Origin of the sequence: Ectopseudomonas alcaliphila (genome assembly GCF_900101755.1) — a bacterium.
GTDB lineage: Bacteria > Pseudomonadota > Gammaproteobacteria > Pseudomonadales > Pseudomonadaceae > Aquipseudomonas > Aquipseudomonas alcaliphila.
Genome location: NZ_FNAE01000002.1, coordinates 18,166 through 28,008 on the forward strand (window position 1 = coordinate 18,166; position 9,843 = coordinate 28,008).

Below are 9,843 nucleotides of genomic sequence, written 5' to 3' on the forward strand. Positions count from 1 at the left end.
TGCCTTGTTGTCAGTTGCCAGCCTTCGTTATGCGGTCTGCGCGACCTGACGGCGGCGCTGCAGGAGCACGATCAGACCGAACAGCAAGAAGCCCGGAATCCACATCAGCTCCTTCATCCAGCGGTCGGTCGGCGCACGCACGCTGAGAATCTGCTGGTCGAACTCCAGCCCGGCATCGGCGGCCATGCTGCCGAAGGTGACACTGTCCACCAGCACCTTGTCGCCCTCTTCATAGAGATTCAGGCCAAGCTTCTCCAGGCGTTCCTCACCCGAGGCACCATCGGGTACCGGCAGCAGCAGGGTGAATTCGCGAGGGTCGCCCACGGCGTTTTCCCCGAGGACCTGCAGGCGCAGCGAGCTTCCGTCCTCCACACCATCGAGCGCCTGTGCCAACTGGGCCGGCGGCACCTCCTGGTAAGGATCGTGCAACATGTCCATCCAGAAACCGGGGCGGAACAGGGTGAAGGCCACCAGCAACAGCAGTGCGCTCTCGTACAAACGGCTGCGTACCAGAAAGTAGCCCTGAGTGCCGGCGGCGAAGATCAGCATGGCGATGGTCGCCACGATGAAGATGATCACGCCGTGCCAGAAGTCCACGTCGATCAGCAGCAGGTCGGTGTTGAAGATGAACAGGAACGGCAGCGCGGCGGTGCGCAGGCTGTAGAAGAACGCCACCAGGCCGGTCTTGATCGGGTCGCCCTTGGACACCGCCGCCGCCGCGAACGAGGCCAGACCCACCGGCGGCGTCACGTCCGCCATGATGCCGAAGTAGAAGACGAACAGGTGCACCGCGATCAGCGGCACGATCAGGCCGTTCTGCTGCCCCAGCGCCACCACCACCGGCGCCAGCAGGCTGGACACCACGATGTAGTTGGCCGTGGTCGGCAGACCCATGCCAAGAACCAGACTGAATACCGCCACCAGCAGCAACATCAGCAGCAGGTTGCCCATCGACAGCAGCTCGACCAGATCGGCCAGCACCAGGCCGACGCCAGTCTGCGATACCGCACCGACGATGACACCGGCCGCGGCAGTGGCAATACCAATGCCGATCATGTTGCGCGCACCGGCAATCAAGCCTTCGCGCAGATCGACCACGCCATCGATGAAGGTGCCATGCTCGTGACTGCCGTCGCGGCGCATCCAGCTCAGCAGCGGGCGCTGGGTGAGCAGGATGATGATCAACATCACGCTGCCCCAGAAGGCCGACAGGCCGGGGGACAGGCGCTCGATCATCAAACACCAGACCAGCACCACCACCGGCAGCAGAAAGTGCAGGCCAGACAGCAGCACGGCGCGGGTCTGCGGCAGTTTTTCCAGCGGCGCGTCAGGGTCTTCCGGCGGCAATACCGGCACGCTGGCCGCGACTTTCAGCAGCGCCAGATAGACCAGTGCGAGCAGGACGCCAATTACCGGCAGGGCATACTCGCCGAGCGCCGGCTTGAGCCAGCCAAGGCCGTAATAAACCGCCAGCGACAGACCGCTGATCAGCGCCGCACCGAAGGCGAAACCGGTCAGGCGACGCAGCCAGGGCTTGGGCTGATGACCGCCGATGGGCTGCAGACCGAGCTTGAGCGACTCCAGATGAACGATATAGAGCAGCGCAATGTAGGAAATCGCAGCGGGTAGGAAAGCGTGCTTGATGATCTCGACATAAGGCATGCCGATGTACTCGACCATCAGGAAGGCTGCAGCGCCCATCACCGGCGGCATGATCTGACCGTTGACCGAGGAGGCCACTTCGACCGCACCGGCCTTTTCCGAGGAGAACCCGGTGCGCTTCATCATCGGAATGGTGAAGGTGCCGGTGGTGACCACGTTGGCGATCGACGAGCCGGAGATCATCCCGGTCAGGCCGGAAGCCAGCACCGCCGCCTTGGCCGGGCCGCCGCGGAAGTGGCCGAGCATGCTGAATGCCAGCTGGATGAAATAGTGCCCGGCACCGGCCCGCTCGAGCAGGGCGCCGAACAACACGAAGAGGAACACGAAGCTGGTGGACACACCCAGGGCGATACCGAACACACCTTCGGTGGTGATCCACTGGTGGTTGGCCAGCGCATTGAAGCTGACCCCGCGGTGCGCCAGCAGACCCGGCATGTAGGGGCCGGCCAGGCTGTAGATGAGAAACACCAGGGCGATGATCGCCAGGGGTGGGCCAAGCGCGCGGCGCGTGGCTTCCAGCAGCAGGGGAATACCGATGCAGGCGGTAACCAGGTCACCCGTGGTCAGGCTGCCGGGGCGCAGGGCCAGCTGCTGGTAGAAGATGAACAGGTAGGCGGCACTGGCTGCGGCGACCAGGCCTAGAGCGATATCCAGCAGCGGTACGCGATCACGCGGCGACCTCTTGAATGCCGGATAGGCGAGAAACGCCAGCAGCAAGGCGAACGCCAGGTGAATGGCACGGGTCTGGGTATCGTTGAGCACGCCAACACCGAAGATGAACGGCAGCGGCGAGGCGATCCACAACTGGAACAGCGACCAGAGCAGGGCCAGACCGGTTATCACCTGGGCCATCGGGCCGACGGGCGTACGCGCGCCGACATCCTGGGCGATCAGTTCCTCGGTGGAAAGTTGCTTGTCATGCATGGGGCGAACCTGCATTCGAGTAATCGGAGAACGGCAAAACCCGCGGGCCTGCGCCTGCGGGTTTGTTTAACACTAGAAACGAATCGGGTGATGTGCCTGGCGACGCATCACGAAGGCCCTGACGGCTCTGACCGACAGGGCCTGAGGTTTACAGCCAGCCGCGTTCTTTGTAGTAACGCTCGGCACCCTCATGCAGCGGGGCAGTCAGGCCGACTTTGATCATGTCCTCTTCCTTCAGGTCAGCGAAGGCCGGGTGCAGACGCTTGAAGCGATCGATGTTGTCGAACACCGACTTGACCAGCTGGTAGACCACTTCCGGGTCAGCCTTGGCGCTGGTGGACAGCACGGCCTTGCCGCCGATGGACGGAGTCGGCTGATCGTTGCCCTTGTACAGACCGCCAGGGATGTCGGCCTTGGTGTAGTAGCTCTTCTCGGCCAGCAGCTTGTCGATCTCGGCGCCGGTCACCGGAACCAGAACGGCGTCGGTGGTGGTGGTGGCTTCCTGGATCGCGCCGTTGGGGTGACCGACGAAGTAGGTCATGGCATCGATGTTGTTGTCGCCCAAAGCGCTGGCCTGTTCGGCCGGCTTCAGCTCGGCAGCCAGGGCGAAAGCGGAGCGATCCCAGCCTTTGACGGCCATGATTTCTTCCAGGGTGTCACGCTGGCCGGAACCCGGGTTGCCGACGTTGACACGCTTGCCCTTGAGGTCATCGAAACTGGCGATGTTGGCGCTACGACGGGCGAGGACAGTGAAAACTTCGCTTTGCAGCGAGAACACCGCACGGATATCGCTCATCGCACCTTCGGCTTCGAACGGTGCAGCACCGTTGAGGGCCTTGAACTGGTGGTCGGACTGCATGATGCCGAAGTTGAATTCGCCGCTGCGAATGCCATTCACGTTGGCCACACCGCCGCCGCTGGCCGGCGCGTTGCACTTGATGCCGTGCTCAGCCGAGCCACGGTTGAGGAAGCGGCAGATGGACTGACCGGCTACGTAATAGACGCCTGTCTGGCCGCCGGTGCCGATGGTGACGAATTTCTCTTCGGCCTGTGCCATGCCACTCAGGGCAGTACCCGCGAGCGCGGCGGACAGGACCCATGCCAAGGATTTGCCTTTCATGGGATATCTCCTTTTTTTTCTGTTGTTTTGAGCGAGCGTGCCTTGTGAGCGACGTCCGGGTGGGAAGTCTAACCGCTTGCAGCGAATATGCACGCACTGATGACCAACTGGTCGTAACTCCTTGTGTGGACCCTGAAGCTATTACAGGCCCCGGCCAGTGGGCAGAACCGGCGCACATCGCCAGCCGGCCTCAGGCGGTGCTGCACGCTGCCAGCCGTTGCGGCCTCTATCACCAAGCCCCGCTCAGTGCCCGCAACCTGTGTGACGAGCAACTGGTGGCGAGAGCCTCAGCGCATCACCCACATCGATGATGACTATGCCTGTGCCTGGCGTGCGCAGCCTTGACCCGAAGGGTTAGAGTGGCCGGCCATGCAACGAGGAGAATCCCCCATGAGCCGCCTGGCCTCCATCAAGCTCTCCACCCTCGACCTGGCGCCGATTCGCGACGATGGCGATGCCGCTCAAGCCCTGCACAATTCGCTGGCGCTGGCCCGACATGTCGAGAGCCTCGGCTTCGAAAGATTCTGGGTGGCCGAGCACCACAACATGGATGGCATCGCCAGCTCCGCCACCTCCGTGCTGATCGGCTATCTGGCCGCCGGCACCTCGCGTGTCCGCCTCGGCGCGGGCGGCGTGATGCTACCCAACCATGCACCGCTGGTGATCGCAGAACAGTTCGGCACCCTCGCCACCCTCTATCCCGGTCGCATCGAACTGGGCCTGGGCCGCGCGCCCGGCGCCGACCAGTACACCGCTCATGCTCTGCGCCGCAGCCGTGATGGCAGCGCCGACGACTTCCCCAATGATGTCGAAGAACTACAGGCCTACCTCGGCCCGCGCCAGGAAGGGCAACGGGTGATCGCCATGCCCGGGGCAGGGACCAATGTGCCGCTCTGGCTACTCGGCTCCAGCCTGTTCAGCGCCCGACTGGCCGGCATGAAGGGCCTGCCTTACGCCTTCGCCTCGCACTTCGCGCCGCGCTACATGCACGAGGCGATCCGCATCTACCGCAATCACTTCCGCCCCTCGGAAGTGCTCGACAAGCCCTACGTGATGCTCGGTGTCCCGCTGCTGGCAGCAGACAGCGACGAGCAAGCGCAATACCTGGCCACCTCCGCGTTCCAGCGCATCCTGGCGCTGATCCGTGGCCACAGCTTGGTGCAGCGCAAGCCGGTACCCAGCATGGACGGCCTGTGGCTGCCGCACGAGCGCCAGGCCGTGGGCGAGTTCTTCGGCCTGGCCGCCATCGGCGGGCCGCAGACCGTGCGCCAGCGCCTGGAACAGCTGTTGGAACAGACCGACGCGGACGAGCTGATCTTCACCTGCGACATGTACGACTTCGCCGACCGCCTGCATGCCTTTGACATCCTTGCCGAGCTGCAACACGGCTAGCAGGCCGTTGAAAAACGTAGGCGACGACTGCATGGATGCAGGAGGTAGAGCGAAGCAGGAAGCCCGAGCCGAGGCAGCCAGTGCAAGGCAAAAGCAGGCGAAAAACGGTCGGAGTCGCGGTCGACTTTACGAGCTGTAAATGAGCATTTGATTCGCTTCGCTCACCCCTTCGGGGCCGCGCTGAAGCGCGTTCAGCCTTCGGCTGTGAGCCTGCTTTTAACGTAGCAATGGCAACGCAGGTAGTTTTTCAACAGCCTGCTAAGTGCGAACTTGTACGCGTGACTGCCCTCTGAACAGAACAGGCCGCCAGATCGGCGGCCCCGTTCATTCGATGGGAGACGCACATGAAGAAGACAGCTTCGGCCCACTGGCAAGGTGGTATCAAGGACGGCAAGGGCACCATCTCTACTGAAAGTGGCGTCCTCAAGGACTCGCCCTACGGTTTCAACACCCGCTTCGAGGACAAGCCCGGTACCAACCCCGAAGAGCTGATCGGCGCCGCGCATGCGGGCTGCTTCTCCATGGCACTGTCCAAGGAGCTGGGCGACGCAGGCATGACCGCCGAGAGCATCGACACCAAGGCGCAAGTGACTCTGGATAAGGTCGAGGGCGGCTTCGAGATCAGCGCAGTGCATCTGACGCTGCGTGCGAAGATCCCGGGCGCCGAACGCGCCGCCTTCGAAAAAGCAGTGGAAGCCGCCAAGACCGGCTGCCCGGTGTCCAAGCTGCTGAAAGCCACGATCACCCTGGAAGGCATACTCGAAGCCTGACCGCGCACCGGCGGCGCCCCCGATGATCAGCGGGGTGCGCCGTGCGGATCAGACCCGGCCTAGATCGCCGTCCCGCAACGCATAACCTCGCCACGCGCCAACACATTGCGCTGCTCGTCATACAGCCAGGCCTGCGCCTTCATCAGTTGTTGGCGCGCCTCGATTCGATAGCGCTGACCGGCTGCGAAGTCGTCGTAGCGCAGGCGAATCTCGCAGGTCATGCGCAATGGCTCGCTCTGCATCCCTATCGACCCACCGCTACGCACCTCGAACTGGAAGCGGGTTTCCAGTTCGTGCTTGCCGGGCGTCACCTGAAAATAGCGGCCATCCGGCCAGCGCTTGCCGTCCAGGCGGTCGGCCATCAGCAGGGTATCGGCGCTGGAATACAGCTCGACCCAGGCCTGCTGCGGATCGGGCTTGGGCAGGGGTGAAGCACAGGCCCCGAGCATCATCAGGGCGGGAGCGAGAAACAGGGCGCGCATGGCGACCTCCACGATGGGGTTAAGACACCAGCCTACATCGGCAGGCGGGCAAAACCGAGGCGAAACGGGCGTATTCACACGTACGGACTGGAGAGAAACAACGCGATCAGCTAGCGTGACGGCATGCCCAACGCCTCTCCTAAAGACCTGCTGCGCCACTGCGCGGTTCCCCTGCTAGCCCTGCTGCTGGGCGGCTGCTCGACCCTCGACTATTACGCCCATCTCGGCCAGGGCCAGTGGCAACTGCTGCAGGCACGCCAGCCAGTCGAACGCCTGCTGCACGACCCGGCTACCGACCCCGATCTGGCCCGGCGCCTGGCGCTGAGTCAGCAGGCGCGAGACTTCGCCAGCACCAGCCTGCAGTTGCCGGAGAACCGCAGCTATCGCCTGTACGCCGACCTGGATCGTCCCTTCGTGGTGTGGAATGTCTTCGCCACGCCGGAGTTTTCCCTCGACCCCGAGCTGCACTGCTTCCCTATCGCCGGTTGCGTCGCCTACCGCGGCTACTACCAGCAGAGCCGTGCTCGCGGTGCTGCCGCGCTGCTGCGCCAGCAGGGCCTGGACACCTATATCGGTGGCGTGGAGGCTTACTCCACCCTGGGCTGGTTCGATGACCCGTTGCTCAACACCATGCTGCGCTGGAGCGACGAGCGTTTTATCGCGGTGATCTTCCACGAGCTGGCTCACCAGCAGTACTACCTGCCGGGCGATACGGCTTTCAACGAATCGTTCGCCACCTTCGTCGAACGCGAAGGCCTGCGTCAGTGGCACGCTGCCCGTGGTGAAACGCCGCCGGCCAGCGACGACCAGCAGCGCCAGCAGTTCATCGAACTGGTGCTGGCCAGCCGCGAACGTCTGCGGCGGCTGTACGCCAGCGAACTGGATGCGGCGGCCATGCGCGCCGCCAAGCAGAGCGAGTTCGAGCGCCTGCGTCGCGACTACCGCGCCTTGCGCCAACGCGAATGGGGTGGCCAGGGTCGCTATGACGCCTGGATCGAAAGCCCGCTGAACAACGCCAAGCTGCTGCCCTTCGGCCTCTACGATCAATGGGTGCCGGCATTCGATGCACTGTTCACGCGGGAAGGAGGGGATTGGTGCGCGTTCTATGCCGCCGTGGCCGCGCTCGGTCGGCTGCCGGAAGCAGATCGTCGGGCCGAGTTGGAAGGCCTGATGCAAAACAACTAGAACTGCGGGGCAAACTGCCAGTCCAACCTATTCAGGTTTCGCCCAACACCGGAGGTACAAGCGATGCAACGACTGATTCCCGCCCTGGCCCTGATGCTCCTTGCTGGTGGCGCGCTGGCCGCGCCCAAGCCCTGCGAAGAACTGAAGCAGGAAATCGAAGTGAAGATTCAGGCCAACAACGTGCCCAGCTACACCCTGGAAATCGTACCCAACGATGAAGTTCAGGATCAGAGCATGGTCGTCGGCAGCTGCGACGGCGGCACCAAGAAGATCGTCTATCAGCGCAACGGCTGATACACCTCTTCCTGTAGGAGCGAGCGTGCTCGCGAAGCTACATTCGCGAGCAGAGCTCGCCCCTACAGCCTCTCAGCGGATGAACGCCCGGTGCATCTGCTCCAGCGTCTCGAAATGAAAGTCTGGCGCCTCGCCGAGCAGCTCCTCACGACTACCGAAGCCATAACCGACCGCCACTGCTTGCAGACCGTTACTGCGCGCGCCGATCAGATCGTGCTTGCGGTCACCAATCATCAGCGCCGAGCCAGGCGCCAACCGCTCCGACTCCAGCAGATGCGCCAGCAGCTCCACCTTGTTGGTGCGGGTGCCATCCAACTCGCTGCCGTAGATGCGCTTGAAATAGCGGTCGAAGCCGAAGTGCCGGGCGATTTCTTCGGCGAACACGGTCGGCTTGCTGGTCGCGATATACAGCGTTCGCCCCTGCGCCAGCAGTGCTTGGAGCAATGCCTCCACGCCGTCGAACACACGATTTTCATACAGACCGGTAACCCGGAAGCGCTCACGGTAGTGATTGACCGCCTGCCAGCCCGTCACTTCATCCAACGCATAGGTGGCCATGAAGCACTGCAGCAAGGGCGGTCCGATGAAATGCTCCAACGCAGCCAGATCCGGCTCGTCGATGCCCAGCTTGGCCAGCGCGTATTGCACCGAACGGGTGATGCCCTCGCGCGGATCGGTGAGGGTGCCGTCGAGGTCGAAGAGGATGGTGGAGTGATGCATGGCGAGCGCCTATTCGCAATCGAAACGGTCGCGAAGGATACCCGCCTTTGCCCGCGCATTCACGCCTGAGCGGCCTGCACGCGATAGCCCCAACGCAGCCCGAGGCGGCTGAATGGCCAGAGCAGCGCCAGTTGCAGCAAGCCGAAGAGCAGCATCAGGACGATATCAGCGACCAGACCAACCCAGAGCAACGCCAGCATGATGACCGCGCAAAGCAGCGCACTGCCGATCCACAACAGCAGCGTGATCAATACGGCCACGATCAGGCGCCCACCATTGAATCCGCGAGCCTGCTCCGGCAGTACCGCGCGTGCGGTGAGGAACGCCACCAGCAGATACAGAGCGCCGTGGATCAGGTTGAGCACCCCCTCCCACCCCTGAAGCTCGTAGCCGTACAGCATCCCGCTCACCATCTGGGTCATCAGACCGGCCAGCTGCAGGTAGGCCACCAGCAGGGCCAGCGCAAAACACCAGGCCAACGTCACACCAGACACCTGCACATCCCCAGTGGCCATCTCGGCCTGGCCGCGGAACAGATGCAGCAGCAGCCAGAGGGGCAACAGCACCCCCAGGCAGAAACTCAGCAGACCGACCAGCCACCAGCCGAAGCTCATCAGCAGGCGCCCGCTACCGTGGGCATCCACCTGCTCGTACAGCCACATGTAGAGTTGCCCCGAGGCGTACCCCAGCGCCCAGGTCAGCAACAGATACAGCACCCCATAGCTCACCACAAGCGTTGCCGGCTGCCGGTAACCCGCCAGGCTGTGGCGCTCCATATAGGCATTGGCCAGCCAATAGACGCCCAGCCCGGCCATCAACAGATGGCTGAGCCAATAGGTGGCAACATAACGCAGCCAGAATGTCAGGTCGCTCGCCACATCGTTCATCAGCCAGCCGATCAGCGATATCAGCATGCTGACAACGCTCATCGCCAGGACCACGCCCACCAGATGCAGTGGCAGTACCGGCAATTGTCGTGAGGCCGATATCGGCACGAGCGGTTCGGGCGCGAAGGGGTTGGGTTCGGTCATGGGGCGATCCTTGTCGTAGATGTAGTCCCTGAGGGTTGCTGGGAGAATAACCGTCATCACGAGGGAAGAAAGTGCGAAAGCCTGTTTGCGTGCAGCTGTCGATGTAAGTGATCGGCTTTACATACCCTGATCGACATACCCTTTTTTCCAGAACCCATTTCCATACCTTTAAAATCAAGCACTTGGTTGAGGATGGGAAAAAGGGTGAAGCCGCCGCGGCTCGGGCTTTGGCCTTGAGAAACAATCACTTGCCCTCTATCTTC

Annotated in this window: 10 protein-coding genes; 4 read left to right on the forward strand and 6 right to left on the reverse strand. The window is 63.0% G+C overall.

The features are described from left to right. Positions 1-27 precede the first annotated feature (27 nt). Complete coding sequence (locus BLR77_RS08870; protein ID WP_074676858.1) at positions 28-2,586, reverse strand: TRAP transporter permease; 2,559 nt, start codon at positions 2,584-2,586, stop codon at positions 28-30. Between the two features lie 148 nt (positions 2,587-2,734). Then, positions 2,735-3,706, reverse strand: coding sequence for a TAXI family TRAP transporter solute-binding subunit (locus BLR77_RS08875; RefSeq protein ID WP_074676860.1), 972 nt, complete (start codon positions 3,704-3,706; stop codon positions 2,735-2,737). A 390-nt stretch (positions 3,707-4,096) separates the two neighbouring features. On the opposite strand from BLR77_RS08875, the gene BLR77_RS08880 reads away from it, so the two are divergent. Both BLR77_RS08880 and BLR77_RS08885 read left to right on the forward strand, forming a co-directional pair. Next, positions 4,097-5,098, forward strand: a complete 1,002-nt coding sequence (locus tag BLR77_RS08880; protein ID WP_074676862.1) for an LLM class flavin-dependent oxidoreductase — start codon at positions 4,097-4,099, stop codon at positions 5,096-5,098. Between the two features lie 344 nt (positions 5,099-5,442). Next, positions 5,443-5,868 (forward strand): OsmC family protein, encoded by a 426-nt coding sequence (locus BLR77_RS08885; protein ID WP_074676864.1) that lies wholly within the window; start codon positions 5,443-5,445, stop codon positions 5,866-5,868. 59 nt (positions 5,869-5,927) lie between these two features. On the opposite strand, the gene BLR77_RS08890 is transcribed toward BLR77_RS08885, so the two are convergent. Next, the gene (locus BLR77_RS08890; RefSeq protein WP_074676866.1) at positions 5,928-6,350 is read right to left on the reverse strand and encodes a PA0061/PA0062 family lipoprotein; all 423 of its coding nucleotides are present in this window, start codon (positions 6,348-6,350) and stop codon (positions 5,928-5,930) included. Positions 6,351-6,473: 123 nt separating this feature from the next. On the opposite strand from BLR77_RS08890, the gene BLR77_RS08895 reads away from it, so the two are divergent. Both BLR77_RS08895 and BLR77_RS08900 read left to right on the forward strand, forming a co-directional pair. Continuing rightward, entirely contained in the window at positions 6,474-7,535 is a 1,062-nt protein-coding gene (locus tag BLR77_RS08895) for an aminopeptidase (RefSeq protein WP_074676868.1), read from the forward strand. Positions 7,536-7,598: 63 nt separating this feature from the next. After that, entirely contained in the window at positions 7,599-7,829 is a 231-nt protein-coding gene (locus tag BLR77_RS08900; RefSeq protein ID WP_013717841.1) for a DUF1161 domain-containing protein, read from the forward strand. A 72-nt stretch (positions 7,830-7,901) separates the two neighbouring features. Here the strand turns inward: BLR77_RS08900 and BLR77_RS08905 are convergent, their stop codons facing one another. The 3 genes from BLR77_RS08905 to BLR77_RS25680 form a co-directional block, all read right to left on the reverse strand. Beyond that, positions 7,902-8,549: an HAD family hydrolase gene (locus tag BLR77_RS08905; protein WP_074676870.1), complete on the reverse strand. Its 648-nt coding sequence runs from the start codon at positions 8,547-8,549 to the stop codon at positions 7,902-7,904. Positions 8,550-8,608: 59 nt separating this feature from the next. Then, entirely contained in the window at positions 8,609-9,580 is a 972-nt protein-coding gene (locus BLR77_RS08910) for a hypothetical protein (RefSeq protein ID WP_074676872.1), read from the reverse strand. A gap of 56 nt (positions 9,581-9,636) precedes the next feature. Beyond that, the coding region (locus tag BLR77_RS25680; protein WP_238380556.1) for a hypothetical protein at positions 9,637-9,843 on the reverse strand (207 nt) is incomplete at its 5' end.

Bases quoted from the DNA above. Each gene is read 5' to 3' on its own strand.
- BLR77_RS08870 (WP_074676858.1), bottom strand. From the start codon at position 2,586: ATGCATGACAAGCAACTTTCCACCGAGGAACTGATCGCCCAGGATGTC.
- BLR77_RS08875 (WP_074676860.1), bottom strand. From the start codon at position 3,706: ATGAAAGGCAAATCCTTGGCATGGGTCCTGTCCGCCGCGCTCGCGGGT.
- BLR77_RS08880 (WP_074676862.1), top strand. From the start codon at position 4,097: ATGAGCCGCCTGGCCTCCATCAAGCTCTCCACCCTCGACCTGGCGCCG.
- BLR77_RS08885 (WP_074676864.1), top strand. From the start codon at position 5,443: ATGAAGAAGACAGCTTCGGCCCACTGGCAAGGTGGTATCAAGGACGGC.
- BLR77_RS08890 (WP_074676866.1), bottom strand. From the start codon at position 6,350: ATGCGCGCCCTGTTTCTCGCTCCCGCCCTGATGATGCTCGGGGCCTGT.
- BLR77_RS08895 (WP_074676868.1), top strand. From the start codon at position 6,474: ATGCCCAACGCCTCTCCTAAAGACCTGCTGCGCCACTGCGCGGTTCCC.
- BLR77_RS08900 (WP_013717841.1), top strand. From the start codon at position 7,599: ATGCAACGACTGATTCCCGCCCTGGCCCTGATGCTCCTTGCTGGTGGC.
- BLR77_RS08905 (WP_074676870.1), bottom strand. From the start codon at position 8,549: ATGCATCACTCCACCATCCTCTTCGACCTCGACGGCACCCTCACCGAT.
- BLR77_RS08910 (WP_074676872.1), bottom strand. From the start codon at position 9,580: ATGACCGAACCCAACCCCTTCGCGCCCGAACCGCTCGTGCCGATATCG.